Source organism: Serratia microhaemolytica, assembly GCF_004011885.1.
GTDB classification, from domain to species: Bacteria; Pseudomonadota; Gammaproteobacteria; order Enterobacterales; family Enterobacteriaceae; genus Serratia_G; species Serratia_G microhaemolytica.
Genome location: NZ_ML137209.1, coordinates 91393 through 118078, shown reverse-complemented (window position 1 = coordinate 118078; position 26686 = coordinate 91393). Strand labels below are relative to the sequence as shown.

Annotated in this window: 20 protein-coding genes; 10 read left to right on the top strand and 10 right to left on the bottom strand. The window is 51.8% G+C overall.

Features of this window, described 5'->3' with window-relative positions; translation table 11 throughout:
• Window positions 1-94: 94 nt before the first annotated feature.
• Entirely contained in the window at window positions 95-937 is an 843-nt protein-coding gene (gene sseA / locus EOJ37_RS00470) for a 3-mercaptopyruvate sulfurtransferase (RefSeq protein WP_127956544.1), read from the bottom strand.
• Window positions 938-1240: 303 nt separating this feature from the next.
• Between sseA and EOJ37_RS00465 the strand changes: the two genes are divergently transcribed.
• The 5 genes from EOJ37_RS00465 to EOJ37_RS00445 all read left to right on the top strand — a co-directional run bounded on the left by EOJ37_RS00465 (window position 1241) and on the right by EOJ37_RS00445 (window position 9233).
• A complete protein-coding gene (locus EOJ37_RS00465; RefSeq protein ID WP_127956542.1) occupies window positions 1241-4693 on the top strand; it encodes an autotransporter outer membrane beta-barrel domain-containing protein in 3453 nt (1150 codons plus the stop codon).
• Window positions 4694-4983: 290 nt separating this feature from the next.
• Window positions 4984-5889: a fatty acid biosynthesis protein FabY gene (gene fabY, locus EOJ37_RS00460; protein WP_127956540.1), complete on the top strand. Its 906-nt coding sequence runs from the start codon at window positions 4984-4986 to the stop codon at window positions 5887-5889.
• A gap of 66 nt (window positions 5890-5955) precedes the next feature.
• On the top strand, window positions 5956-7380 hold the full coding sequence (gene phrB, locus EOJ37_RS00455) for a deoxyribodipyrimidine photo-lyase (RefSeq protein WP_127956538.1): 1425 nt from the start codon (window positions 5956-5958) through the stop codon (window positions 7378-7380).
• A 115-nt stretch (window positions 7381-7495) separates the two neighbouring features.
• The gene (locus EOJ37_RS00450; protein ID WP_127956536.1) at window positions 7496-8476 is read left to right on the top strand and encodes an MBL fold metallo-hydrolase; all 981 of its coding nucleotides are present in this window, start codon (window positions 7496-7498) and stop codon (window positions 8474-8476) included.
• Between the two features lie 13 nt (window positions 8477-8489).
• Window positions 8490-9233 carry a type 2 GTP cyclohydrolase I gene (locus tag EOJ37_RS00445; RefSeq protein ID WP_127956535.1) on the top strand — a complete coding sequence of 248 codons (744 nt, stop codon included), beginning with the start codon at window positions 8490-8492 and terminating at the stop codon, window positions 9231-9233.
• Window positions 9234-9420: 187 nt separating this feature from the next.
• On the opposite strand, the gene rluF is transcribed toward EOJ37_RS00445, so the two are convergent.
• The 7 genes from rluF to gmk form a co-directional block, all read right to left on the bottom strand.
• Window positions 9421-10281, bottom strand: coding sequence for a 23S rRNA pseudouridine(2604) synthase RluF (gene rluF, locus EOJ37_RS00440; protein WP_127956534.1), 861 nt, complete (start codon window positions 10279-10281; stop codon window positions 9421-9423).
• 55 nt (window positions 10282-10336) lie between these two features.
• Window positions 10337-11254 (bottom strand): agmatinase, encoded by a 918-nt coding sequence (gene speB / locus EOJ37_RS00435; protein WP_127956532.1) that lies wholly within the window; start codon window positions 11252-11254, stop codon window positions 10337-10339.
• 82 nt (window positions 11255-11336) lie between these two features.
• Window positions 11337-13418, bottom strand: a complete 2082-nt coding sequence (recG, locus tag EOJ37_RS00430) for an ATP-dependent DNA helicase RecG (protein ID WP_127956530.1) — start codon at window positions 13416-13418, stop codon at window positions 11337-11339.
• Window positions 13415-14113 carry a tRNA (guanosine(18)-2'-O)-methyltransferase TrmH gene (gene trmH, locus EOJ37_RS00425; protein WP_127956528.1) on the bottom strand — a complete coding sequence of 233 codons (699 nt, stop codon included), beginning with the start codon at window positions 14111-14113 and terminating at the stop codon, window positions 13415-13417. The genes recG and trmH overlap by 4 nt, the downstream gene beginning before the upstream one ends.
• A gap of 8 nt (window positions 14114-14121) precedes the next feature.
• Complete coding sequence (gene spoT / locus EOJ37_RS00420; protein ID WP_127956526.1) at window positions 14122-16230, bottom strand: bifunctional GTP diphosphokinase/guanosine-3',5'-bis pyrophosphate 3'-pyrophosphohydrolase; 2109 nt, start codon at window positions 16228-16230, stop codon at window positions 14122-14124.
• Window positions 16231-16248: 18 nt separating this feature from the next.
• Complete coding sequence (gene rpoZ, locus EOJ37_RS00415) at window positions 16249-16524, bottom strand: DNA-directed RNA polymerase subunit omega (protein ID WP_127956524.1); 276 nt, start codon at window positions 16522-16524, stop codon at window positions 16249-16251.
• Window positions 16525-16578: 54 nt separating this feature from the next.
• The gene (gmk, locus tag EOJ37_RS00410) at window positions 16579-17202 is read right to left on the bottom strand and encodes a guanylate kinase (RefSeq protein WP_127956522.1); all 624 of its coding nucleotides are present in this window, start codon (window positions 17200-17202) and stop codon (window positions 16579-16581) included.
• Between the two features lie 363 nt (window positions 17203-17565).
• On the opposite strand from gmk, the gene ligB reads away from it, so the two are divergent.
• A complete protein-coding gene (gene ligB, locus EOJ37_RS00405) occupies window positions 17566-19290 on the top strand; it encodes an NAD-dependent DNA ligase LigB (protein WP_240651639.1) in 1725 nt (574 codons plus the stop codon).
• Here ligB and EOJ37_RS00400 read toward each other — a convergent pair.
• Window positions 19271-20620, bottom strand: coding sequence for an aminopeptidase (locus EOJ37_RS00400; protein ID WP_240651638.1), 1350 nt, complete (start codon window positions 20618-20620; stop codon window positions 19271-19273). The two genes, ligB and EOJ37_RS00400, sit on opposite strands and share 20 nt — an antisense overlap.
• A gap of 622 nt (window positions 20621-21242) precedes the next feature.
• On the opposite strand from EOJ37_RS00400, the gene cysD reads away from it, so the two are divergent.
• The 4 genes from cysD (at window position 21243) to yacG (ending at window position 25083) form a co-directional block, all read left to right on the top strand.
• Window positions 21243-22151: a sulfate adenylyltransferase subunit CysD gene (gene cysD / locus EOJ37_RS00395; protein WP_127956518.1), complete on the top strand. Its 909-nt coding sequence runs from the start codon at window positions 21243-21245 to the stop codon at window positions 22149-22151.
• Between the two features lie 11 nt (window positions 22152-22162).
• Window positions 22163-24100 (top strand): sulfate adenylyltransferase subunit CysN, encoded by a 1938-nt coding sequence (cysN, locus tag EOJ37_RS00390; protein ID WP_127956516.1) that lies wholly within the window; start codon window positions 22163-22165, stop codon window positions 24098-24100.
• 228 nt (window positions 24101-24328) lie between these two features.
• The gene (locus EOJ37_RS00385; protein ID WP_127956514.1) at window positions 24329-24649 is read left to right on the top strand and encodes a DUF3561 family protein; all 321 of its coding nucleotides are present in this window, start codon (window positions 24329-24331) and stop codon (window positions 24647-24649) included.
• Window positions 24650-24885: 236 nt separating this feature from the next.
• Entirely contained in the window at window positions 24886-25083 is a 198-nt protein-coding gene (gene yacG, locus EOJ37_RS00380; protein ID WP_127956512.1) for a DNA gyrase inhibitor YacG, read from the top strand.
• A gap of 129 nt (window positions 25084-25212) precedes the next feature.
• On the opposite strand, the gene ppnN is transcribed toward yacG, so the two are convergent.
• On the bottom strand, window positions 25213-26577 hold the full coding sequence (gene ppnN / locus EOJ37_RS00375) for a nucleotide 5'-monophosphate nucleosidase PpnN (RefSeq protein ID WP_127956510.1): 1365 nt from the start codon (window positions 26575-26577) through the stop codon (window positions 25213-25215).
• Window positions 26578-26686 lie beyond the last annotated feature (109 nt).

Genomic DNA, 26686 nt, shown 5'->3' with positions numbered 1-26686 from the left:
GCCAATCAGCCAATCAGCCAATCAGCCAATCAGCCAATCAGCCAATCAGCCAATCAGCCAATCAGCCAATCAGCCAATCAGCGCTTACTTCTACCTATGCGATAGGCTGCTTGCCGTTAACTGACCCCCACTCACTCCAGGCGCCATCGTATAGCTGCACCTGTTCGGCGCCCAATGAGATGAGCCCGAATGCCAGTACTGCGGCAGTGACGCCAGAGCCACAACTGACAATCGTTGGGGCATGAATATCAACACCTCGCTCACTGAAAGTCTGCTGTAATGCTGCCAGCGATTTGAAACGCCCATCGCTGAGTAATTCGGTATAGGGGATATTGATACTGCCGGGAATATGCCCCCGGTGCAGGTTGGGGCGCGGTTCATCGGCCTGTGCGTAGAAGCGTGCGGCGGGGCGGGCATCGATAATTTGCATCTGATTGTGCATCGCCTGTTCAACCTGCGCCATCGTCGCCACCTGTTGCGGATCACCCGGTTGGCCGTTAAAGCGCGTGGCGATCGGTGTTGCGGCGCCCAATTCCAGCCGGTTGCCGCGTGCTAGCCAACCACGCAACCCTTCATCCAGCACCAGCACGCGCTGGGCACCGAAATGGCGGAATGTCCACCAGCCACGCGGTGCAGAAAACAGGTTGCCGTCGTCATAGAACAGCAGTGTTTTCTGTTCGTCGATGCCCAATTTGCCCACGGCAGCGCTGAACTGCTCTGCTGTCGGTAACATATGTGGCAGATCACTACGTTGATCCGCGACTTCATCGATATCGAAATAGACTGCACCGGGAATATGCCCAGCGGCAAATTCTGCCAGCATATCCTTCTTTGGCGTTAATCCAACCGGCGACATGCGAACATCAATCACCCGTAGATTGTCATCATCAATATGTTGTTCCAGCCACTCAGTTGTCACTAAAAAGGGGGAATTCATGGTGATTATTACCCAGTTATCTGCAGATAAGGAAACTACTATAAACGGCAAAAATGGTACGGCAAGCACTCACCGGCAAAAAAAATAGTGCAGGCGCCTTGCAGCAGCAATTTGTTGTCTATCCTGAATGAGGTAATGCCAAAAAAGAACGAGCAATAGGTTAAGCCTCACTATCACCAAACGGAAGGTAAAAAAGTGAATAGTGGTTCATCTCAGGTAGCAGTGGCCTGCATCCTCAGTGGCGGCACCGTTATCGTTCCTGATTATGGCTGAATGAGGAATTCCTGATAGAGGTTAACATCAATGTTAAAACCAAATCATTATTCGCCTTTCAACCAGGCGATAGGGGTGAAGTTGCTGTTAGGCGGTGTTGTGCTCAGTACGATGAGTGGTATGGCGTGGGCAGGCTCCTGTACTTTAACCCCGACACCGAACAGCTATAGCTGCCAAGGGGCAGCGCAACCCACTACCGATACGACTCAAAGTATTACCGGTTCTGCACTTTCATTTACCACCGCCAGTGGTTTTGGCATCTCTACCCTGATCGGTGATGCGCTGCGTTTTAATACCACTGCGGGTCTCACTTTTAACGACAGCAATCTCTCCAATATCACCGGAGCTTCTGACGGTATTGAAGCAATCAATAATGGCAGTGGCGCATTATCAATTACCACTACCGGTACTGTCACTGGTAACAGTGGCCGAGGTATTTATGCTTATCAGCAGGCCGGTACTAACCTGGTGATTAACTCGGCCAATGTTTATGGTGACAGTTTCGGTATTTTTGCCAACAGCTACGGCTCTGGCAGTTTATCGATTACCAATACTGGCACCGTCACAGGCCATAGAGAGCGCGGCATTTATGCTTGGCAGCATCATGGCAGCAACCTCACCATTCAAGTTAATAATGTCTCCGGTAATACCGATGGCATCTGGGCTGTCAATGATGGCAGTGGTGCCTTGACCATTAATGCCAGCGGTACTGTCACCGGCACTAATGGGCGTGGCATTGTTGCCTGGAATGAGGCCGGAACCAATCTGAGCATTAATGCCAATGTCGTGTCAGGTGGTATTTTTGCCGATAATCTTGGCAGTGGCAATTTGTCGATCACCACCACAGGTAACGTTACCAGCAGTACCGACAGCGGAATTTATGCGATTAATAATGGCAATCAGCTCACCATCTCGGCGGTGAATGTCAGCGGAGGATTAGAGGGAATACGTGCTTATAACTACGGCACGGGTGCTATGTCAATTAACACCAGCACCGGTAATGTGGTTGGTGCTGGCGACGACGGTATTGATGCCTATAACTATGGCAGTTCCCTCACGCTACAGGTTAACAATGTCACTGGCTCGCACGACGGTATTCTGGCGATTAACCGTGGTACTGGGGCATTGTCAATCACCGCTTCAAGCGGCACGGTCACCGGCACGAATGGCACCGGTATCCTGGCATGGAACTACGGTACAGATCTCACCATCACGGCAAATCATGTTGTAGGTGGTATCGATGCGGTTAACCAGGGCAGTGGAAATTTAAACATTACCAGTAATGGCGCGGTGAGCAGTGCAAACAACGATATCGGTATTAGCGCGCAGAACTACAGTGGTTCGGGTAGTCTGACCGTGAATGCTAATGGTGCGGTGAGTGGAGACTACAACGGCATCTATGCCAGTAATGAAGGCAGTGGAGCGCTGTCGGTCACCGCACAGAGCAGTGTCAGCGCAAGTAATACCTACGGTAGCGGCATTGAGGCCAGCAACAGCGGCACTTCGTTGTCGATCAATACCAACGGTTTGGTCAGCGGCGGTCTATTTGGCATTAATGCGATACAGAATGGCTCAGGGTTGGTTAATATCAACGTCAATGCCACCAGTACCGTTGAGGGCAGTAATGCGGCGATTAACGTCGACTCATCACGCAGCGTGAATATTACCAACCGTGGCATTACCCGTTTCTCACCCACCTCCAGCTACAATACGGCGATCCAGGTCAATAATACCGATATTGATAATTTGAATAACGTTAGCAACACCGTGGTTAACTACGGCACTATCATCGGCGGGGTGGTGCTGAGTGGTGTCAACAATAGCTTGCAGAATCTGGCGGGTGCAACCTGGGATAGTTCTGGCAGTACCAGCGATTTTGGTGCTATGGGCACTAACTCGATCACCAATGTCGGCACATTGCGGACAGCAAATGGTGGCGCCAGTTCACCGGTACAAACCACCACCTTTAACAACATTGACACATTCACGCATGGCGGCACACTGACGATGAACAATAATCGTGTCGGTGATACCACGGTGATCAACGGTAATTATTTTGGTAACCGGGGGCTGTTACGGCTCGATGTACAACTGATGGATGATAGTTCGGTAGCGGATAAGCTGGTGATCAATGGTAACTCCGCCGGTCGCACCCGAGTCCAGATTCTTAATGTGGGTGGGCTGGGTGCCGCGACACTAAATGGCATTGAGGTGATTACCGTCAGCGGTATTTCTGAGGCCAACTTTACCCTGGCAGCCCGTGTGGTTGCCGGTGCCTATGAATACTTTTTGCGCCGGGGTACCATTAATGACAAAAACTGGTATCTAACGAGTGAGTGGTGCGGTGAGGATGAGGGTGAAAAGCTCGGCGCACCGATTTCCCGCCAGCGGCTTGCCGCTTCTTATAATGCACCACCGCCAGCACCGGATGCGGCACAGCCCGATGGCGCAAACGGTGAAAACGTGCAGCCTGAAGCCGACCAGCCGGCTACGCCAGTTCGTCGCATGACCATGCGTAGTGAAGGTGCGGTCTACGCTGCCAACTTGGCAACAGCGAATAGTCTGTTTTCGCTACGCCTGCATGATCGCCTAGGTGAAACAAGCTATACCGATGTGATCACTGGCCAACAGCGTGTTACCAGCATGTGGCTGCGTAATGAGGGTGGGCACAACCGCTTCCGCGATACCAGCAGCCAACTGAACACCCAAGCCAACCGTTATGTACTGCAACTGGGCGGCGATATTGCGCAGTGGAGCTACGACGGTGTGAGCCGTTTCCAACTTGGTGTGATGGCCGGTTACGGTAACAGCAACAGCAACACGGTATCGAGCCTCACCGGTTATAGCGCAAAGGGTAAAGTTGATGGTTACAGTGCCGGACTCTACGCTACTTGGCTGAGTCATGCCGCTGAGCGTTCAGGGGGGTATGTCGATGTTTGGGCGCAGTACAGTTGGCTGGATAATCAGGTTTCTGGCGAGGGTCTACCACAGGAAGAGTATCAATCGAGTGGGGTCACTGCTTCACTGGAAACAGGTTATGCGCTGAAAATAATGGAAAACAGCACCGGAAGTGTTGCCTGGTTTGTACAGCCGCAAGCACAGTTGATCTGGATGGGCGTGAAAGCGGATGATCACGTCGAAACTAACGGTAGCCGCATTGTCGGTGACGGTGATGGTAACCTACAGACGCGTCTAGGGGTGAAAACGTTCCTCAGTGGCCATCACCATCGCGATCAGGGTAAAAATCGTAACTTTGAACCGTTCGTGGAGGCTAACTGGTTACACAACAGCAACGACTTTGCGAGTAATCTGAATGAGATCAAAGCGGCACAGGATGGCGCGCGCAATATTGCTGAGTTGAAGATTGGGGTTGAGAGCAGCATCAATCGCCAGTTCAACCTATCGGGTAACATCAGCCAACAGATCGGTAGCAAAGGTTATAGTGATCTTTCCGCCAGTCTGGGCATGAAATATTACTTCTAACTGATAACAGCAACATCGTCAGGGGTCGACTTCACCGTCGGCCCCTGCTGTTTTTTGCCCATCATGTGCCACTCATTCGGTCATGTTAAACCCTGGTAGTGTTCAGCGTTATGCCCAAAACTCACCGGTGGTTACTGTCTGTGAATTCAGATAAGTAGATGCAATTCGAATTATTTAAAGTATATAGTGGGGCCGGATTGCGTTAATGCTGCTGCGATATTGGTTTTTGTTGAGTAAAACACCACATATTCAACACCACAGAAATAACGGGATAGCGAGGGAGGGAAGTGATGTATAAGCTACGAGTACCGATTACCGAACAGGAGCTACATGACTATTACCAGTTCCGCTGGCAGATGTTGCGCCAACCGCTGCATCAACCGGTAGGCTCGGAAAAAGATGGTTACGATGCGCTGGCACACCACCAGATGGTACTGGATGAACAGGGCACGATTGTTGCCATCGGTCGGCTGTACATTAACGCTGAAAATGAAGGCGCAATACGCTTTCTGGCCGTTGACCCACGCTACAGAAATCAGGGACTGGGGCGGCTGGTCGCACGCACATTGGAAGCGGTGGCTCGCCGAGAGGGACTAAAGCGGATCGTCTGTAGTGCGCGCGAAGATGCGCTGACGTTCTTTGCTAAACTTGGTTTTATCAATCAGGGCGAGATCACCGCCCGACAGACCACACCGGTGCGCCACTATCTGATGATCAAGCCGTTGACCGGGTTAGAGGATATTCACTATCGGCCTGAGTGGTGTACCGAGTTACAACACGCCTGGCATCGGGAAATTCCGCTTAGCGAGAAGATGGGCGTGCGGATCAGCCAGTACAATGGCCAGCATTTTGTCACCACTATGCCGGAAGCGGGCAACCAGAACCCGCACCATTCACTGTTTGCCGGCAGCCTGTTCTCATTGGCAACATTAACCGGTTGGGGGCTGATCTGGCTATCGCTGCGCGAGTATCAACTCAGTGGCACGATTGTGCTAGCCGATGCAGCCATCCGTTATCAACAAGCAATCCATGGTCAGCCAACGGCGCGTGCTGAACTGAACAACCCAGAGCGCCACCTAGTGCGCCTGCAACGTGGTAGCAAGGCACGTTGGCAGACAGAAGTTCAGTTACTCGGTGATGACAAACCGGGAGCACTCTTCACCGGCACCTACCTGGTGCTGCCTAACCCTAGTTAATCTTTCGGCTGTGCTTGGCATCTGGCAGGTGTGCCTGGCGCAGCTACGCTAACAGCGAGGCAATTGATGACAACACATCTGGTCTGGTTCCGTAATGATCTGCGCATCACCGACAATTTGGCACTGAATGCCGCCTGTAGCGATGCCACAGCACAGGTGATCGCGGTATTTATCGCCACGCCACAACAGTGGCGACAACATGATATGGCGCCGCGCCAGGCGGCCTTCATCCATGCCCACCTGTTGTCACTACAGCAAGCGTTGGCTGAGCGTGGTATTGAGCTTTACTCCCATCAAAGCACTACCTTTAGCGATGCGGTGCATTGGCTGGTGCAGTTTTGTCAGCAGCGACAGGTTTCAGCACTGTTTTATAATCGCCAGTATGAATTTAATGAACGCCAGCGTGATGCTGCACTTGAACGGGCACTGGCTGGGCAGGTACATTGCCAGGGTTTTGATGACAGTTTGCTGTTAGCCCCAGGAACTGTCACCACGGCTAACGGTGAGATGTACAAAGTTTACACGCCATTTCGGCGCGCTTTTTTACAGCAACTACAGTTAACCGCACAGGCCGTTTTGCCTGCACCTGCCGCACGCGCAACGCCATTGCCGCTACACCCGCTACCGGCATTTGATTATCCACAGTTGCCAGTTGGCAGCGAGTATCCGGTTGGCGAAACAGCAGCATTGCAGCGCCTGCGCCATTTTTGCCGTGAACGGGTTGCACGTTACGCCATTGATCGCGATCTGCCAGCGGTGCCTGGTACCAGCCAACTTTCCGCCTATTTGGCGATCGGCGTGTTATCGGTACGCCAATGCTTTAATCGCCTGCGGCTAGAGTGGCCAGATCTGCTCGACAATCCGCAAGCTGGAGCCTTCTGCTGGTTAAACGAGTTAATTTGGCGTGAGTTTTACCGCCATTTGCTGGTTGCCTATCCGCGCTTAAGCCAACATCGCCCGTTTATTGGCTGGACTGATAATATCCGCTGGCGCAACGACAGTGCTGCGTTGGCGGCATGGCAGCAAGGGCGCACCGGTTACCCGATTGTTGATGCGGCAATGCGTCAACTGAATCAGACCGGCTGGATGCATAACCGACTACGAATGATCTGCGCTAGCTTTCTGGTTAAAGATCTGCTGATCGACTGGCGGTTAGGCGAACGTTACTTCATGTCGCAACTGATTGACGGTGATCTAGCCGCCAACAACGGCGGCTGGCAGTGGGCGGCTTCTACCGGCACGGATGCTGCGCCCTATTTCCGTATTTTCAACCCAACCACACAGGGCAAACGATTTGATCCCGCTGGCACTTTTATTGTGCAGTGGTTGCCTGAACTACAGCAAGTGCCGGAAAATGAGCGGCATCAACCACAACGTTGGGCACAACAACAGCGGCGCGCGCTGGATTATCCAGCGCCAATCGTTGATCACCAACAAGCGCGTTTGGCCACCTTGGCAGCGTTCGAAGCGGCGAAAACCGCCAGCACCTGAATGCCTGGCAAGCAAGGCCGCCAGCGGCAGTGCTCAGCACGCAGCTTGGCATTGTGGTTGACAGCAGCTTCAGGCTGCATTGTGCAATCGGTGGTTGATACAAGGAGTTTTTCACATGCTTAAGAAAATTCTAGCGTTATGCTGGTTTGGTTATTCAACCTTGGCATTGGCGGGTTTTGAGGTGGTGGCATTGGGTGTCGAAGGGGGCGTGAATAGCGCTAACCTTACTGCCTATTTGATCCGCGCCGACAATCAGACACAATACCTGGCACTGGATGCCGGCTCACTGCTACCCGGGATCAGCAAAGGGCTAGCGCAGGGCAGCTTTCCACAAGTCACTGACGCAGTCACCGGTGATGATCAGCCAGAGCGTTACATTTTTCGTCAACTGATTGGCAGCTACTTTATCAGTCATCCCCATCTGGATCATGTGGCTGGTTTACTGCTGGTGGCACCGCAAGATCGCAAGAAAACCATTTATGCTGCTGCTGATACGGTACAAACGCTGCACAACCACTACTTTAACTGGAAAGTATGGCCAAACTTCACCGATGCGGGTAACGGTGCTCGGCTAGGGATCTACCGGTTACAAACCATGCGACCACGACAGCGGGTCACGCTCGGTTTTACCGGCCTGACTGGGGTACTTTACCCGCTAAGTCACGCTGGCACGCTCTCTTCCATGCTGCTGATCAGCAATGAAAACCAGGCATTCGCTTATTTTGGTGACACCGGTGCGGATGCGTTGGAGCAGTCAAACCATCTTGAGCGCATTTGGCAGGATCTGGCACCGTTGGTGCAGCAAAAGCGGCTGAAAGGGATGATTATCGAGACTTCAGTCAGCAATCAGGTTGCGGATAACGCACTCTATGGACATCTAAACCCCACCTGGCTACTGAAAGAGCTGAAAAAGTTAGAGCAGCTCAGCGGCGGCGCAGGTTCGTTACAGGATTTACCGGTGATCATCAGCCACATCAAACCGAGCATGAAACAGGGCGCTGCCAGTGATGTGACCATCAGACAGCAACTGGAACAGGGTAACGATTTGGCGGTAAAATTCGTCTTTATGCAGCAAGGCGAACGGCAGCAGTTTTAACAGAGAAAACAGAATGCATAACCTAGAGTTAGAGAGTTTACTGAATCGGGAATTGGATTGTGGCGCCTTTCAGGATTACGCACCGAATGGCCTGCAAGTAGAGGGACGAGCGGAAGTACAGCGCATTGTCACCGGTGTCACTGCGTGCCAAGCATTGATCGAGGCAGCGGTGCAGCAGCAGGCAGATGCCATTGTGGTACATCACGGTTATTTCTGGAAAGGGGAAGCGCCGGTGGTGCGAGGTATGAAACGCCGACGGTTGAAGACGCTGCTCAGCCATGACATCAACCTTTACGGTTACCATTTGCCGCTCGATGCCCATCCAACCTTGGGCAACAATGCGCAGTTAGCAAAACTGTGGGGAATTGAAAGCAAAGGGTTGATTGAACCACTGCTGCCTTATGGCGAATTTAGCCAACCACTCAGCGCGGCAGCATTGCGGCAACGGCTTGAAAGCTCGCTTGGTCGTTCGGTGCTGCACTGCGGTGATAACGCACCGACAGATATTCGCCGCGTAGCCTGGTGCAGCGGTGGTGGGCAGAGTTTTATCGACCGTGCCGCCAGTTTTGGTGTTGATGCGTTTATCAGTGGTGAAGTCTCAGAGCAGACTATCCATAGCGCACGTGAAATGGGGCTACACTTTTTTGCTGCTGGCCACCATGCCACCGAACGTGGTGGCGTAAAAGCATTGGGCGAGTGGCTCGCCAGTCAACACGGATTTGAGGTGACTTTCATCGATATCGCTAACCCTGCGTGACGGGGTTAGTGATCGCCCTCATCTCAAACCATAATCGGCTTATTGTCTATGATCAGCGGTTGCTCTGTGACATCGACAGCCGTGGCGATCATGTCGGGTGTCATCGCTACCGGTATAACATTCCCTTATTCTGGGGCTAAGCGACATGATGCTGGTTTTTTCTTTTGTTTGCGCTGCTGATTTCAGCTTACCTATGCTTCTTCTTGCGCCCTGGTTGGGTGAAGCGTTTACGTGCCGGTTGGTTGGCGGGTTTGTTGCCCTCTTTCGGACGCTGAGTGGCGCTTTTTTTCCCGCTTGTACTGCCTTTTGCAGGCGCTTTTGCTTGTGAGGATGAGTCTTCCAGTAGTTTAAACAGTTCAATTAGCTCATCGTCGGTTAAATCACGCCACTCGCCCAACGGCAGACCTGCCAGGCTGATATTCATAATACGGATGCGTTCCAGTTTGGTGACTTCATAGCCAAAATGTTCACACATACGACGGATCTGGCGGTTTAATCCTTGAATTAATACAATACGGAAGACAAATGCCGCCTCTTTTTTCACCTTGCATTTTTTGGTTACCGTGCCAAGCATTGGCACTCCGGCGGCTAATCCTCGGATAAAATCCTCAGTGACCGGTTTGTTGACCGTGACGAGATACTCTTTCTGGTGTTCATTACCTGCACGCAGAATTTTGTTGACCAGATCGCCGTGGTTTGTCAGCAGGATTAACCCTTGTGAATCCTTATCCAGTCGTCCAATAGGGAAGATGCGGCTGCTGTGGTTCACAAAGTCGACGATGTTATCTTTCTCTGTTTCTTCAGTGGTACTGACAATGCCTACCGGTTTGTTGAGTGCGATCAGCACCAGATCTTCGGCGTTACGTGGCTCGATCAGTTGGCCATTGACTTTAACGATGTCACCCGCGATCACCTGGCTGCCTAAGTCGGCGCGTTTACCGTTGATAAACACCAGCCCTTGTTCAATGTAACGATCAGCATCACGCCGCGAGCAGATACCACTCTCGCTGATATATTTGTTTAACCGTAGTGAAGATTTTATCTGCATTTTTTGCTCATTATGTTGCTACTGCCGGGTGATCGGGCAGCCGGCAGTTCGGTGGTTAGCGCTGTTTGGCGGCCTGTAGGTAGAGCATCTCTAGCCCCAAGGTTGCGGCGGCCAGTGCGGTAATTTCGGATTGGTCATAAGCGGGTGCCACTTCAACCACATCCATGCCAACAATATTGAGTGACTGCATACCGCGTACCAGTTTGAGTGCGCGATCGCTGGTTAAGCCACCAATCACCGGTGTGCCAGTGCCAGGGGCAAATGCCGGATCCAGGCAGTCAATATCGAAGGTGAGATAAACCGGTAGATCACCCACTACCTGTGTGATCTGCGCCAGCAGGTCATCCACGGTACGGTCATTGACTTGTGCCGCATCCAGCACGGTGAAGCCGTTGTTGCGCTTGAATTCAGTACGAATGCCGATCTGCACTGAGTGATGAGGATCGATTAAGCCTTCGTTGGGGGCGTGGTAGAACATGGTGCCGTGGTCAAACTGGCTACCGTTCGCGTAGGTGTCGGTGTGGGCATCGAAGTGTACCAGTGCCATTTTGCCAAAATATTTGGCGTGCGCACGCAGTAGCGGCAGGGTTACGAAGTGGTCGCCGCCAAAGCTGAGCATCCGTTTACCGGCCTGTAGCAGTTTTTCTGCATGAGCTTGGAGTTTGTTGCACATATCTTGCGCATCACCAAAATCAAATACGATGTCACCACAGTCAACCACATTTAACCGTTCGCGCAGTTTAAAGTTCCACGGCCAGCGCGCGCTCTCCCAGGCAAGGTTGGTCGATACCTGGCGGATTGCGGCTGGGCCATGTCGACCACCGGCACGCCCCGAGGTTGCCATATCGAATGGAATGCCGGTGATCACCCACTGGGCATCGCTGTCGTAGGGCATGAAGTTAAGTGGAAAGCGTAAAAAACCAAACGCGTTTGAGACTAAAGAATTATCGGGTTGGTGACCTAGTGTGCTCATGTCTGGCCTCATATCGTGGCGGTTAAACGGTCATAACTAGTTTGAACGGGAAAATGGCTCACGCCATTATCTAGTAGCGCTGTTAGGCATTTGAGTAGCGTGCTGTCTCCGGCAACCAGCGTTCGATCAGCGCTTGTGCGTGCTGAGGATAGTGCTGGTGAATGTGGCGCGCTATGCGTTGCACTTGCGGGATCATCGCTTGATCGCGCAGTAGCTGTGCCACTTTGAAGTTTACACTGCCGGTTTGCCGTGTGCCGAGCAGTTCGCCTGGGCCACGGATCTCCAGATCTTGTTGTGCAATTACAAAGCCGTCGTTGCTGTCACGCAGCACTTGCAGCCGTCGTTGTGCGGTTTTGCTCAGTGGTGTTTTGTATAACAGTACGCAGTGTGAGGCGATGGCACCTCGCCCAACCCGGCCACGTAATTGGTGTAGTTGGGCTAATCCGAGTCGTTCCGGGTTTTCGATGATCATTAGGCTGGCGTTTGGCACATCAACACCGACCTCAATCACGGTGGTGGCAACCAGCAGTTGCAGTTCGCCCTGTTTGAATGCGTGCATGACGGCCTGCTTCTCGCTTGCTTTCATGCGGCCATGAACCAGGCCAATGCGCAGTTCCGGTAGCGCGCTGGTCAGTTCCTGCCAGGTGGCTTCTGCTGCTTGCGCTGCCAGTAGTTCTGACTGTTCGATCAGGGTGCAGACCCAATAAGCTTGTCGCCCTTCCGATAGGCTGGCCTGTTTGACGCGTGCAATCACTTCTTCACGGCGTGTATCCGGGATCGCTACCGTTGTGACGGGGGTTCGCCCGGGCGGCAGTTGGTCGATCACTGAGGTGTCAAGATCGGCATAGGCGGTCATGGCCAGAGTACGAGGAATCGGGGTAGCGGTCATGATCAGTTGATGGGCGTGTCGCCCCTGTTCAGCGCCTTTTTCCCATAATGCTAACCGCTGGTGGACACCAAAGCGGTGCTGTTCATCAATGATCACCAGCGCCAGGCTGTTAAACTCGACCTGTTCCTGAAACATGGCATGGGTGCCGATGACCATTGCGACTTGGCCACTGCTGATCGCCTGTTGCTGTGTCGCACGCGCTTTGCCTTTCTGTTTGCCAGCCAGCCAGCCGACTTCAATCCCCAGCGGAGTAAACCATTGGCGGAAATTGTTGGCGTGTTGCTCGGCCAGTAGTTCGGTCGGCGCCATTAGCGCGACTTGTTTACCGTGCGCAATGGCTCGCAGCGCAGCCAGTGCTGCGACCAGCGTTTTGCCTGAGCCGACATCCCCTTGAACCAGGCGCATCATTGGTAGCGCTTGTTCCAAATCGGCTTCGATTTCTGCTACCACACGCAGTTGTGCTGCGGTCGGCGAGAATGGCAACTGTTTGAGGAAGTCGGTTTTTAACTGATCATTGGCGGCTAATGGCAGTGCTTTATAGCGTTGAACACCTGCCCGTACTGCCAGCATACTGAGATTGTGCGCCAGTAACTCTTCCAGGATCAGGCGCTGTTGTGCCGGGTGTTTGCCTTGCTCCAGATCGACCAGTTGTACATCAGCAGGGGGGTGGTGCAGGATTTGCAATGCCGCTGGCAGGCTGAGTAGGCCGTGGCTGAGTTCGGCAGGCAGCAGTTCGGCGATCGGGCAGGTTTCCAATAGTTGTAACACTTGGTCGGTGAGCTTACGTAGCGTTGCTTGGCGCACGCCTTCAGTGGTGGGGTAGACCGGTGTCAGTGCCTGTTGCAACTGGAGTACGCTATTTTCACCTTGTAGCCGATACTCCGGGTGGATCATCTCTAAGCCATGAGCGCCGCGTTTTGCTTCACCATAAGCGGTGATGCGTTTGCCGATTGCCAGGCTGTTTTTCATGGCAGCGTTGAAGTTGAAGAAGCGTAACGTCATGCTGCCGCTGCCGTCGCTGATATTGCAGACCAGCATTCGGCGACGCCCAGTGCTGATATCGCAGTAGAGCACTTCGCCTTCAACGGTCGCTACCACGCCTGGGCGCAGACTGGCGATCAGATATAATCGGGTGCGATCTTCATAGCGTAATGGCAAGTGGAGCAGCAGATCTTGTAGGGTGTGCAGGCCAATTTTGGCCAGTTTACTCAGTTGACTGGCGCCGACACCAGTCAGTGTGCTGAGTGGCAGTGCGTCCAGCATTTGCCCTTTCATCGCTGCACTCCGCTGCTCTGCATGGCACGCCACCATTCAGCGCTGGCGATCAGTTCTCCAGCACTGTTGATGTTGGGGCGCGCGAGTCCTTTGCGTTTTGCCAGTTTTGCCAGCACCGGGTAACCGCCTTCAAACAGCAGGCGCTGCTGCTCTTCGCTATCAAGTAGGCTGTGATCACGCTGGTACATACCCGCATTTTGCCGCTGGCGTTGTGCTTCATACAGGATCAGTGCTGCTGCAACTGAGACGTTCAGTGATTGCACCATGCCGAGCATCGGGATGATGATCTGGTGATCAGCCAAGGCGAGCGCTTCGGCCGTGATACCGCTTTTCTCCTGCCCGAGCAGGATACAGCTTGGGCGGGTGTAGTCGATCGAGCGGAAATCAACTGCACGTTCAGAGAGGTGGGTTGCCAGTATTTGCATACCCTGTTGTTTCAGTGCCGTGATTGCTTGCTCAATCGTCGGGTGGGTTTTGACACTGACCCAACTGTTGCTGCCTGCTGCCGATGAGGCATGAGTACGGATGCGTGAACCATGCCAGACAGCGTGTACCTGATGCACGCCGACAGCATCAGCAGTGCGCATAATTGCCGAGACGTTGTGCGGTTTATGTACCTGTTCCAGACAGAGGGTGAGATCCGGCTGGCGTGTGGCCAGCATTGCGCGGATGCGTGCGTGGCGTTCAGGACTCATAGCGGCAATTAGTTGCGGTTACGGTTAACTTTAATCACATCTGGCATGATGCGGATCTTACGCATAATGTTTGCCAAATGGACACGATCACGGGTGGTTAACCGGATAAACACGCTGTAGGTTCGCCCCTCTTTCTCTTCAGTGTTCAGACTCTGAATATTCGATTCAGTAGCATTGATCGCGGCGGTGAGGCTAGCCAGTGCTCCCTGATTGTTGTACATGTCGACTTTGATTTCCGCGATAAACTCCTGTTTGACGCTAGCTTCCCACTCTACTGCCATGAATTTTTCTGGCTCTTTCTGGTAGCCACGAATGTTGCGGCAGGATTCATGGTGAATTACCAACCCTTTGCCTGGGCTGATGTGGGCGACAATCGGATCACCCGGGATCGGGTGACAGCATTTGGCAAAGGTAACCAGCACCCCTTCAGCCCCTTTGATCGCCAGATTCTGTGCATTAGCGCCAGCGCTGAAACTGGAGCTTTCACCGAGCAGGTTTTTCGCGACGACCACACTCATGGCATTCCCCAAACCAATCTCTGCCAGTAGATCTTCTAAGCTGGCCAGCTTCATTCGATCCAGCTCATGCTGAATATTCTCGCTCGGGATCTCGGCAAGTTTGCGATTGCCACCCAATGCGTGGTTGAGCAGGCGGCGACCAAGAATGATCGAATCTTCCCGTTTCAGGTTTTTTAACATCTGGCGGATGCGGGTTCTGGCTTTGGAGCTGACGACAAAGTTCAACCAGGCGGCGTTTGGCCGCGCACCAGGGGCAGTGATGATTTCGACCGTCTGGCCACTATTGAGTGGCTGTGAGAGTGGATAGGGCTGGCGATCAACACGCGCTCCAACGCAGGCATTGCCAATGTCAGTGTGAACTGCGTAGGCAAAATCGACTGGTGTTGCGCCTGCTGCCAATTCGACGATGCGCCCTTTCGGGGTAAAAACGTAAATCTCATCTGGGAACAGATCAGATTTGACGCTTTCGATAAATTCAAATGAGCTGCCAGCGCTTTGTTGTAGTTCGAGCAGACTTTGCATCCAGCGTTGTGCACGGATTTGTGCTGTGGTGCCATTATTTTCGCCCGACTGCTTGTAAGCCCAGTGGGCAGCGACCCCCATCTCTGCCATTTGATCCATATCTTCGGTGCGGATCTGTACTTCAACCGGTACGCCATGCGGGCCGATCAGCGAGGTGTGCAGCGATTGGTAACCGTTGGCTTTGGGGATGGCAATATAATCTTTCACTCTACCAGGGCGTGGTTTGTATAGGCTGTGTACCTGGCCTAATACGCGGTAGCAGGTATCGACATCTGCGACAATGACACGGAAGGCGTAAATATCCATGATCGAGTGAAAACGTTGCTCTTTGAGATGCATCTTGCAGTAGATCGAATACAGATGTTTCTCACGCCCGCTGACCCGACAGGGGATGCCCGCTTCGATCAAACGACCTTCGATCTCATCCAGGATGCGCTGGATCATCTCTTTGCGATTGCCGCGTGCCGATTTCACCACCGCTTTGATCACGCGGTAGCGGTTGGGATACAGGGCTTCAAAACCAAGCTCTTCCAGTTCAGTTTTCAGATTGTGAATACCGAGCCGGTGCGCGAGTGGGCTATAGATCTCTAGTGTTTCTCGGGCGATGCGTCGCCGTTTATCGGTGCGTAGTGAGCCGAGAGTGCGCATGTTGTGGGTTCGGTCGGCCAGTTTGATCAGGATCACGCGGATATCCTGCACCATTGCCATGACCATCTTGCGGAAGTTCTCCGCCTGTGCTTCTTTTTTGTCCTGGAATTTCAGTTTATCCAGCTTGGAGACGCCCTCAACCAACTCAGCGACGCTTTTGCCAAATAGCCGCTCAATGTCTTGGTAGGTGGTTGAGGTATCCTCGATCACATCGTGCAGCAGGGCGGCAATTAATGTTTCATGATCAAGGCGCATCTCGGCGAGGATGCAAGCGACAGCAACCGGATGGGTAATGTAAGGCTCGCCACTCGAGCGCGTCTGCCCCTGATGTGCATCACGCGCAACAAGATAGGCCTGTTCAAGCCGTTTAATCTGCTCAGTTGGCAGATAACGTTGAATAAGCTGATTCAGGCTCTCAAACAGGTACAAGGCAGGCCCACCAGAGAATTAACGACGGCCTTCAGCAATTGCGGTAACCGCTTTCAGTTCTGCGGCTTCCTGCTCTTGCTGTTCCTGGCGCTCACGTGCGTCAAGAATCTTGTTGTTAATTAACCCTTCTTCAATTTCACGCAGGGCGATAACGGTGGGTTTGTCATTCTCTTCTGGCACCAGAGCATCTTTTCCTGCAGTTTGCATTTGGCGTGCGCGACGCGCGGCAACTAATACCAGGTCAAAACGGTTACCAATTTTCTCTACTGCGTCTTGCACAGTTACGCGAGCCATAGTTGTGTTACTCCACAAGTGACGAAAGGGCTGGGCATGATACTGAAACTGTGCTCAGTCTGCCAACAATTTGCTAATTAATGCGTCATGCCGCAATATCTGGCGGCCTAAACGCAGGCGTTCGGCGCGAATGATGGTTTTTAAATCAGACAGTGCCAAGTCAAAATCATCGTTCACGATAACATAATCATACTCTGCATAGTGGCTCATTTCTGCCACCGCTTGAGCCATCCGTTTGGCGATCACTTCATCGCTATCTTGCCCTCGACCACGCAAACGGCGATCTAACTCTTCTTTTGATGGTGGCAAAATAAAGATACTGCGTGCCTGTGGCATTTTGGCTCGTACCTGCTGTGCTCCCTGCCAATCGATATCCAGAAACAGATCGACGCCACTGGCTAATACCTGTTCAATGGCTGCGCGTGAAGTGCCGTAGTAGTTACCAAAAACTTCAGCATATTCAACAAATGCATCTTGGTTAATCATCTGAATAAATTCATCTTTGCTGATGAAAAAGTAGTGCTCACCATGCTGTTCACCTGGGCGGCTTGCGCGCGTGGTGTGTGATACCGAAACTTGGGTATCGTACAGTGGTTGCGTTTTCAGCAAAGCCTGAATCAGACTTGATTTACCTGCGCCGCTAGGGGCAGAAACAATGTACAGCGTGCCTTGAGCCATAATGGTGTTGTGTTCGTTGATCGCAGTTGAAAAGCCAGAAGGTGTCAGATCCTGCCACAGTATACACAGCTAACCGGCAGTGTGCAGTGCTGTACTGCATTTTGCTCTGCTCTTTTTGCCTATAACAGGCTGAAAAGGAGAAACTGTATCGTGACTCGCAATTTTTTATCTTTTTTCAGCAACTCGCACTATTTTCTGCGAGTGATTTAGCAACTGTCGATTTTACCATTCGTTCACGCGGTGGTTTGCCGCTTTACTGTTCACCTTTGATAACGCGTGGTAGGGGGGAGTGAGATGGCGAACTGTCGGTTAATACACAGATTCTGCTGTTGCTGGTGTACTCAGTGGCGAACTGGCACGGTAGTGCTGTTATTTGGGCTGCCTTGTTTGGTCTGGGGGCAGAGTTGTCCTGATTGGCCGCAGCAGCGTTTGCAGCGCGAAGTAACAGCATTGGCGCAGCAGGTAGCGGGTTGGGATCACGCCTATTACCAGCAGGGTAATAGCCTGATTGAAGATGAAGTTTATGATGGTTTGTTGCGTCAGTTACAGCACTGGCAAGGTTGTTTACAGCCGATAACCGAAGATTTGCCAGCCTCACCGATTGCGGCTCCTCTCCGTCCTTATTCTCCCTTGGTGAGTCGAACAGTAGCAGCGGCTCAACTACCCGCGAACGGCAAGATTGCCCATCCGGTGGCGCATACCGGCCTGCATAAATTGGTAGATCAGGCGGCGGTTGCACAGTGGATGGCGGGGCGGCAGGATCTATGGTTACAGCCGAAAGTCGATGGTGTGGCGGTAACGTTGGTTTATCGGCAGGGCCGATTGGTTAGTGCGATTAGCCGTGGTGATGGGCAACACGGTGAGAACTGGCTGGCAAAGGTGCAGCAGATCCCTGCAATACCGAAGTATCTGCCGCAGGCACCTGCCGAGTTGGTGCTGCAAGGTGAACTGTTTTTGGCGGTGAAACAGCATCGTCAGCAATTGCACGGTGGCATCAATGCCCGTGCCAAGGTGGCCGGATTGTTGATGCGTAGTGTGGCGACAGCACAACTCAGTCAACTCAATTTCTTTCCCTGGGCTTGGCCAGACGGCCCAGAGAGCATGAGTGAACGCTTACAACAGCTTGCTGCCTTTGGTTTTACATTGCCACAACGCTATTCGATATCTGTCAGTTCCGTGGCTGAGGTGGAACACTGGCGACGAGAGTGGTTCAACGCGCCATTGCCGTTCGTGACAGATGGTGTGGTGCTGCATCAGGGACGAACCCCTGCTGGGCGTTACTGGCCAGCAAAACCGGCGGATTGGGCAGTAGCGTGGAAATACCCCGTATTGCAGCAGGTTGCCAGCGTGAAACAGATTGAATTTACTGTCGGCCGCACCGGGAAAATTGCGGTGGTGTTGCAGCTAGAGCCGATACGTATTGATGATAAAACGGTAAAACGAGTCAGCTTAGGTTCGCTGTCAGTTTGGCGGCAGCGGGATATCCTGCCTGGTGACCAGATCGCTATTGGGTTAAGCGGGCATGGCATTCCCCACGTTAAACAGGTGGTCTGGCGTACGCAGCAGAGAGCGCCAGTACTGGCGCCTGATCCGGCGGCGTATCATGCCCTGAGCTGTTTTACCTGGCAGCGTAACTGCCGACAGCAGTTTTTGGCTCGTTTGGTTTGGCTCAGTGGGAGCCAGGGGCTACAGATTAAAGGGCTGAGTCGCGCCGGCTGGCAGCAGTTAATTGATGGCGGATTAGTGGATAATCTGCTCAGTTGGCTAGATATTAGCCCGGCAATGCTTAATCAATTACCAGGATTAAGCGCAAAACGCGCTCAGGCACTCTATCTGCAATTAGAGTTAGCGCGTCAGCAGCCTTTTCAGCGCTGGCTGATGGCGCTTGGGGTGCCACTCTCTGCTGAGCAGCTGCGTGATTTACACAGTTGGCAGCAACTACAGCAGATGAGTGCAGCACAGTGGCAACAGATCGTCGGTATTGGCAGCCTGAAAGCACAACAACTGCACAAATTTTTGCAGAGTGACGAATTGCAGGCTCTGGTGATTCAACTACAACAGCACAATATCAGTGGTTTTGTGCCGTAGGTTCTGCCTCCGCCAGTTCTTTAAGCAGGGGTAACAGGATCTGCACCACTTCACGCGTGCGTCTTTCGAGTTGACCGGGCAGGTGCGTCTCTAGATATTCCAGATTGTCATAATGCGGACGATGCCAAGTGACGCCTTCCGGGAAACTGGGGCTGATAGTGCGCTGCTGATAACCATTTCTCTCCCCCAACGACCAGTTGGTGGCCTCTACCGCCATCACCGGAATATTTGCTTCATCGAAAGTTTTGTAATCTGAACAGCAGCCAGTGCCTCGGGGGTATTTTTCACTACCAGGATTGGTGGTGGCTTCAATTCCTAACTCTTTTGCCAGTGCTAGCGCACGGTCACGTGATTTATGTGCGACTTCAGGTGGGGTGGTGCGACCAGAATGAAAGTAGAGGTTTTCACCGGTGATGAGGCTATCCAGGTTGATCATCAACACGATGTCATCGCGCTGTTGTTGCGTCATGTGATTAAGGTAGTTTTTTGCTCCTAACGCTTTCAACTCTTCCGCACTGCTGGCAACAAAGCTGAGGCTGTATTTGGTTGGGATGTTTTTCATCCGTTCTGCCAGTTCTAGCATCACACCGACGCCAGAGGCGTTATCGTCGACACCTTGTAGTGTTGGGCCGCCCAAGTGCTTTTCTGTGTCCTCATCACTCAGTGGTGCGTAGCTGTCAAAGTGTGCCATCACAATGATTTTTTTTGGTGATTTTCCCTCTTTACTGGCAACTACGGTGGTGGCGATAGTTTGATACCATTTGGTGACGGTGTGTTTGGGTTCGGGTTTGCTGTCGCCAGGCTGTTTCGCTTGCTCGGCTTGGTGCCATTTGGCTATCGCTTTGTTGTTAGCTGTCTCTGTGGCTTGATCTGCTTTGGTAGCGTGATTTTGGCTTACAGCATTACTTTGTGCAGCTTGTTGTTTTAATGCTGATTTTGTGGGCTGCTCTGAGGCTTTCTGTTGTGTAGCACTTTGCGGTGAGGGGTTGCTAGTGACGCTGCCGGTGTCAGTCGCATCAATGCTCTGCTCGGCCGGTTTACTGCCCGTTTTGCTGACATAGGGGTACAGCACACGGAACGGGATTGCGCTAACGGTATAACCCATGTTAGCAAACATTATTTGTAGATAGCTGGATGCTTGGATCTCAACGTCACTGCCTGCCATGCGTCCTGGAAACTGGGTGACAATATGACGTATCTGCTTGACGGCAAATTGCCCCATAGCAGGTTCTTTTTCTTTCTTGGCAGGCTGGGTGCTGGCTGAAACACTAGCAATGGTGCTGAGAGCGACTACCAACAATCCAGCTCTCAGACAAAAGCGGGAAAACATACCAAAAATATCCTAAGTAAACGGTATTAAAGCGGCAAAAATGAACAAGTAGATGCCGCCAGACGGGCTTTGTTACACGCTACCCGAGTGGTCACCAACAGGCGTTAATGACAGCTAAAACTGGGGCAGTAGACCATGATGGCGGTATCGCTTTGAGAGTACTGTGCAGAGAGTGTGCTACTGAGTGCGGGTGCAACTCGTCAAACAGTCAATCCATCAAGCAGTTAATTCATTAAGCACGCAGTGCATTGATTATAAGGCCAAAAATTTCGCCAGATCAGAAGGTGTAGCTCTCTTTTCCTGCGATAAGGCCAGTTAATTCTCGGCGCCCAGTATGAAGTGTTGCCACAGATTACACAAACTTTTATTTTCTTAATTTCACATTTATTTATCTTTTTGCTGCTTTTTTGGCGTTTTATATTCCAAAAAGTAACTACTCATGCCCATTCATCATTTCGTCGTCCAGTGGTTGCCTCGTATAGTCAGCGGATGTTAGCGGCAAGCGGTGGCGGTTTTGTTGCTTGCTCGAGGGTTACCGAGTGCAGATGATCTTTGTTCTTGCTCTCGGGTTGGCTTAACGCCTGTCAGGTGGCAGAGACGTAGTTGGGTGGAAGGAGTGGTGATGGTAGAAAGAGAACTGACCCATTTGCAGCAGTTGGAGGCGGAGAGTATTCATATTATTCGCGAGGTTGCAGCTGAGTTTAGCAATCCGGTGATGCTTTATTCGATCGGCAAAGATTCCAGTGTGTTGCTGCATTTGGCGCGCAAGGCATTCTATCCGGGAACGCTGCCATTTCCATTGCTGCATGTCGATACCGGTTGGAAATTTCGCGAGATGTATCAATTTCGTGATCAATGTGCAGCACGCTATGGGGTGAGGTTGTTGGTGCATCGCAATCCAGAAGGGATCGCGATGGGGATTAATCCATTCGTTCATGGTAGTGCTAAGCATACTGATATCATGAAAACTGAGGGACTTAAGCAGGCGTTGGATCACTACGCGTTTGACGCAGCGTTTGGTGGTGCGCGGCGTGATGAGGAAAAATCCCGTGCTAAGGAGCGGATATATTCGTTTCGTGATCGCTTTCACCGTTGGGAGCCTAAGAAGCAACGGCCCGAGCTGTGGCGTAATTATAATGGGCAGATCAATCAGGGCGAGAGCATTCGGGTTTTTCCGCTGTCAAATTGGACTGAGTTGGATGTCTGGCAATATATTTTTTTGGAAAAAATAGATATTGTTCCTCTTTATCTGGCTAAACCGCGTCCAGTGATTGAGCGCGATGGTCAACTGTTGATGGTGGATGATCAACGGATTGAGTTGCAACCCGGCGAGGCGATCAATGCTCGGATGGTGCGTTTTCGCACCCTCGGCTGTTGGCCTCTCACTGGTGCGATTGAGTCGTCAGCACAAAGTGTTGAGGCGATCATTGAAGAGATGCAGCTCTCGACCACCAGCGAACGTCAGGGGCGTCTGATTGATCGGGATCAGTCTGGTTCGATGGAGCTTAAAAAGCGTCAAGGGTACTTCTAGAGGAGCAACCAATGAATAACCTGTCTATCGAGCAGAATTCACCCGTGAAAGCGGTACAACAAGGTGCTGTTGTGCCTGAGTCGAAGAGCTTGTTGCGTTTTCTCACCTGCGGCAGTGTGGATGATGGCAAAAGTACCTTAATTGGTCGTCTGCTGTATGACACGGAGCAAATTTACCAGGATCACCTCTTGGCGCTGCATCATGACAGCAAACGCTTGGGTAGCCAAGGTGAACAGCTTGATTTGGCTCTGCTGGTTGATGGTTTGCAAGCTGAGCGGGAGCAGGGGATTACCATCGATGTTGCTTATCGCTATTTTTCAAGCAGTAAGAGAAAATTTATTATCGCTGATACCCCAGGCCATGAGCAGTACACGCGTAATATGGCAACTGGGGCCTCTACCTGTGATTTAGCCATTCTGTTGCTCGATGCACGCAAGGGGGTGTTGGCACAAACGCGTCGTCACAGTTTTATTGCCACGCTACTCGGTATTCGTCAATTGGTGGTCGCGGTGAATAAAATGGATTTGGTCGATTACCAGCAGCAGGTGTTTGAGCAGTGCCAACGCGATTATCTGTCATTTTCCGCACAGTTACCTGATGATCTGATTATTCACTTTGTGCCGCTGTCGGCTCTGGAGGGCGATAATGTCGTCAAACCGAGTACGGTGATGCCGTGGTATCACGGCAAAACGCTACTGCAACTGTTGGAGCAGGTTGAGGTGGTGAGTGAGCGGCGGCAACAGCCACTGCGCTTCCCAGTACAATACGTCAATCGTCCAAATCTTGATTTCCGTGGTTATGCCGGCACGTTGTCGTCAGGGATATTGCAGGTCGGGCAACCGGTAAAGGTGTTGCCTTCTGGATTACTCTCAACGGTTACACGGATTGTCACTTTTGATGGAGATCAGCCTCGGGCTATTCCAGGGCAGGCCATTACTTTGGTGTTGGCAGATCAGATCGACATTAGCCGTGGTGATCTGCTGGTCGCCGCCGATGATCCGTTGCAACCAGCGCAGTGTGCACTGGTTGAGGTGGTGTGGATGTCGGAACAGCCGCTGGTTGCTGGCCAGCGCTTTGATATCAAGTTAGCAGGTAAAAAGACCCGCGCCCGTGTTACTACTCTGCGCTATCAGGTCGATATTAATTCATTGACACAACATCAAAGCGAACAATTGCCGTTGAATGGTATTGGGCTGGTAGAGCTGCTGTTTGATGAGCCACTCGCGCTGGATAGTTATCGGCAGAATTCCGACACTGGAGGGCTGATTTTCATTGATTGCTTGAGCAATGTGACGGTTGGTGCTGGGTTGGTACAGCAAGCGATCTCTGGCACGAGTGTGACCAGAGCAGAGAACCCCAACAATGTAGTGTGGCATTCGCATCCGGTAACACGGCTTGAACGCGAGTTGCTGCATGGGCATAAGGGCGCTGTAGTGTGGTTTACTGGCCTGTCTGGCGCAGGTAAATCAACGATTGCTGGAGCGTTGGAGCAACAGTTACATCAGTTGGGGGTGAGTACTTACCTGCTTGATGGTGATAATGTGCGCCACGGTTTGTGCCGTGATTTGGGTTTTTCTGTCCAGGATCGGCAGGAAAATATTCGTCGCGCGGCAGAGGTGGCGAAATTGCTTGCTGATGCAGGTGTGCTGGTGCTGGCGGCGTTTATCTCTCCTCATCGTGCGGAACGGGAGATGGTGCGCAACATGTTGGATCAGGGCCGTTTTATTGAGGTGTTTGTCGATACGCCACAGGCGGTATGTGAACAGCGTGATCCCAAAGGGTTATATCAGCGCGCGCGCGCAGGTGAGTTGACTCATTTCACTGGCGTTGATGCAGATTACCAGCCACCAGAGCGGCCTGATGTGCGCCTCGATGGCAAACAATTTGTAACAAAATTAACCGCGCAATTGTTAGACGTTCTGCGTAATCAAGCTATTATCAGGCAATGACTTCAAGAAAAGACGCTGTTTTTTCAGGTGTCTTTCACTGGAACCCGATGGCCTTAATCATCGTTAGCTGACTGCAAGATGCCATGTATAATAGGCATGACTGCAACTTAGTAGCCAATTCTGCTATGTTGAGCATACTGGGGCTATGGGGTTCTGGTACGGGATGGAGGTACTAATTCTGGAACCCGAAGTCTGTTGATAAGAGAACATATCTGTTCAGGGAGCACTATGCAAAACGTCAAACAGAGGTTGACCGAGACACAGCAGGAGCAAGAGGAGATTTCGTATTCGTTTTTGGGAGGCAGTAGTGGTTTCGTTTTATACTGGTTAGTGCTGGCTGTAGCGTTCATCGTTTACGGTTCCAACATGATGTTTTTGTTGCTCTATACTTGGCCGTTCTTTCTCGCGTTACTCCCTTTTTCTGTCTTGTTGGGGATTATTTTCAGCACATTACTGCGTGGGCATTTGATCTTCACTGTGTTGCTGACCGGTATGACAGTTTTGGGCTTGTTTTGGTTAGTGTTTAGTTTTATGAGCGGCTGGTCATAAGGAGCGGACTGAATCTGTACAGACGCCTCGGCATGTCAAGGAAGTGCTTGCGGTAGGTTGACACTTCTCTCCTGCGTCTTCGAAACGCGGGCTCTTTGTTAGTGGATGATGGTTAACCGCTAATCCGTTTTAGCCAAATTGTGTTTTGTGGGAGTAGGTATCATGCCTGCTCCCACTGTTCCCCTGTTCCCCTGTTTGTAATCAATAAAAAAGTGGTATGAGAGAGTAACGACAAGATGAATATCACGGTTAACTGCCCAACTTGTGGTAACGATGTGGCTTGGGCGGCAACAAGTCCCTATCGACCTTTTTGCAGTAAGCGTTGTCAATTAATCGATTTAGGCGAATGGGCAGATGAGCAGAAGCGCATTCCCAGTACTGCTGAACTATCAGAGTTTGATCAGTGGAGTGAAGCGGATCAAAACGAGTGTTGACCATGATGGCCTCATAACACTTCCCTACCTTGGCTTTTGTCCGGTAGGGAAGTGCGTTCTCTCTGTTGTCACTGCGTTGCTGTTCGTATCCTTGCTTTCTATATTGTTATGGTCAGCTAGCCACATTTATTAAGTGACAATCTGGTAGCACGGGATATAAGCACTCCCAGGCAGCTTCATTCGATGCTGATCGACAAAGCCCTGTAGCAAGCGATCCATTTGCTGCATGAGTTGCGCTTCACCATGCAGTTTATAAGGGCCAAACTGCTCAATTGCTTGGATACCATTCTCTTTTACGTTACCGGCAACAATGCCGGAGAAGGCACGGCGCAGTGTTGCTGCCAACTGTTCAGCCGCTTGATCGCGGTGCAGGTTGAGGTTCGCCATCGCTTCATGTGTTGGTTCAAAAGGATGTTGTAGATCGGCGGCAATCTTAATAGACCAGTTAAAACTGTAGGCATCACCACTGTCACGGCGGTTCTCTTTCACCAGTGGCATTGCCTTTTTCATCTGCCGTGCTACTTCTACCGGGTTGTCGATAATGATGCGATAGTGACGACGTGCCTGTTCACCTAAGGTGTTGCTGATGAACTGATCCAAGACGCGGAAGTAGTCAGCACTCTCTTTTGGCCCAGTCAGGATCAGCGGTAGCACTTGCTGGCTGTTTTCCGGATCCATCAAGATCCCCAGTAGGTAAAGCAGCTCTTCAGCAGTGCCTGCACCACCAGGGAAGATGATGATGCCGTGGGCAATACGCACAAAAGCTTCTAGGCGTTTTTCAATGTCTGGCATGATCACCAGCTCGTTAACCAGCGGGTTAGGCGGTTCAGCCGCAATAATCGATGGCTCGGTCATACCGATGAAACGGCCATTGCGATAGCGCTGTTGTGCATGCCCTACCGCTGCTCCCTTCATTGGTGCTTCCATTGCTCCCGGGCCGCAGCCAGTGCAGATGTTCAGTTCGCGTAGCCCCAGTTGACTGCCGACTTTGCGAGCGTAAAGGTACTCAGTTTCGTTGATCGAGTGGCCACCCCAGCAGACGATGAGGTTAGGATCTTCAGCGAGTCGCAGCGCGCGTGCATTACGCAATACCGAGAAGACAAAGTTGGTAATATGCGTAGGATCCTGTTGATTAAAGTGCTGAAAGCGGCCACCGTGATCCAGTTGACCGTGGACAAACAGAATATCGCGCAGTACGGCGAATAAGTTGGCTTGTAGTGAGCGAATAATGCGCCCATCGACGAATGCCTCTTCAGGGGGGTTGATTAGCTCCAGTTTTACCCCGCGCTCACGGCGCAGCACATGAATATCAAACGACTGGTTGCGTGATAATAGCTGTTTACTGTTGTCAGTCTGGCAGCCGGCATTCAGTACCGCTAGCGAACAGTTGCGAAACAGACGATAGAGATCACTGCTGGCGGTGCGTTTGAGCATGTCCACTTCCAATTGTGATAACAAGTCCATTGAACCTAATGGGCTGATATGTGTAATCAAGGTAACTCCTTTACCGCCAATGTTGACGGAGCTTCATTTCAGCGCAGAGTATCATTCTGATGAATAATCTGTTTGGTGAAAAATGACCAATCGGTTTTAACCTTACTGC

Excerpts from the sequence above, each read along its gene's own strand:
- EOJ37_RS00445 (WP_127956535.1), top strand. The coding sequence starts at position 8,490 with ATGCATAACCTAGAGTTAGAGAGTTTACTGAATCGGGAATTGGATTGT.
- phrB (WP_127956538.1), top strand. The coding sequence starts at position 5,956 with ATGACAACACATCTGGTCTGGTTCCGTAATGATCTGCGCATCACCGAC.
- trmH (WP_127956528.1), bottom strand. The coding sequence starts at position 14,113 with ATGAGTCCTGAACGCCACGCACGCATCCGCGCAATGCTGGCCACACGC.
- gmk (WP_127956522.1), bottom strand. The coding sequence starts at position 17,202 with ATGGCTCAAGGCACGCTGTACATTGTTTCTGCCCCTAGCGGCGCAGGT.
- rluF (WP_127956534.1), bottom strand. The coding sequence starts at position 10,281 with ATGCAGATAAAATCTTCACTACGGTTAAACAAATATATCAGCGAGAGT.
- yacG (WP_127956512.1), top strand. The coding sequence starts at position 24,886 with ATGAATATCACGGTTAACTGCCCAACTTGTGGTAACGATGTGGCTTGG.
- rpoZ (WP_127956524.1), bottom strand. The coding sequence starts at position 16,524 with ATGGCTCGCGTAACTGTGCAAGACGCAGTAGAGAAAATTGGTAACCGT.
- EOJ37_RS00400 (WP_240651638.1), bottom strand. The coding sequence starts at position 20,620 with ATGTTTTCCCGCTTTTGTCTGAGAGCTGGATTGTTGGTAGTCGCTCTC.
- recG (WP_127956530.1), bottom strand. The coding sequence starts at position 13,418 with ATGAAAGGGCAAATGCTGGACGCACTGCCACTCAGCACACTGACTGGT.
- fabY (WP_127956540.1), top strand. The coding sequence starts at position 4,984 with ATGTATAAGCTACGAGTACCGATTACCGAACAGGAGCTACATGACTAT.
- cysD (WP_127956518.1), top strand. The coding sequence starts at position 21,243 with ATGGTAGAAAGAGAACTGACCCATTTGCAGCAGTTGGAGGCGGAGAGT.
- EOJ37_RS00465 (WP_127956542.1), top strand. The coding sequence starts at position 1,241 with ATGTTAAAACCAAATCATTATTCGCCTTTCAACCAGGCGATAGGGGTG.
- sseA (WP_127956544.1), bottom strand. The coding sequence starts at position 937 with ATGAATTCCCCCTTTTTAGTGACAACTGAGTGGCTGGAACAACATATT.
- speB (WP_127956532.1), bottom strand. The coding sequence starts at position 11,254 with ATGAGCACACTAGGTCACCAACCCGATAATTCTTTAGTCTCAAACGCG.
- EOJ37_RS00450 (WP_127956536.1), top strand. The coding sequence starts at position 7,496 with ATGCTTAAGAAAATTCTAGCGTTATGCTGGTTTGGTTATTCAACCTTG.
- cysN (WP_127956516.1), top strand. The coding sequence starts at position 22,163 with ATGAATAACCTGTCTATCGAGCAGAATTCACCCGTGAAAGCGGTACAA.
- EOJ37_RS00385 (WP_127956514.1), top strand. The coding sequence starts at position 24,329 with ATGCAAAACGTCAAACAGAGGTTGACCGAGACACAGCAGGAGCAAGAG.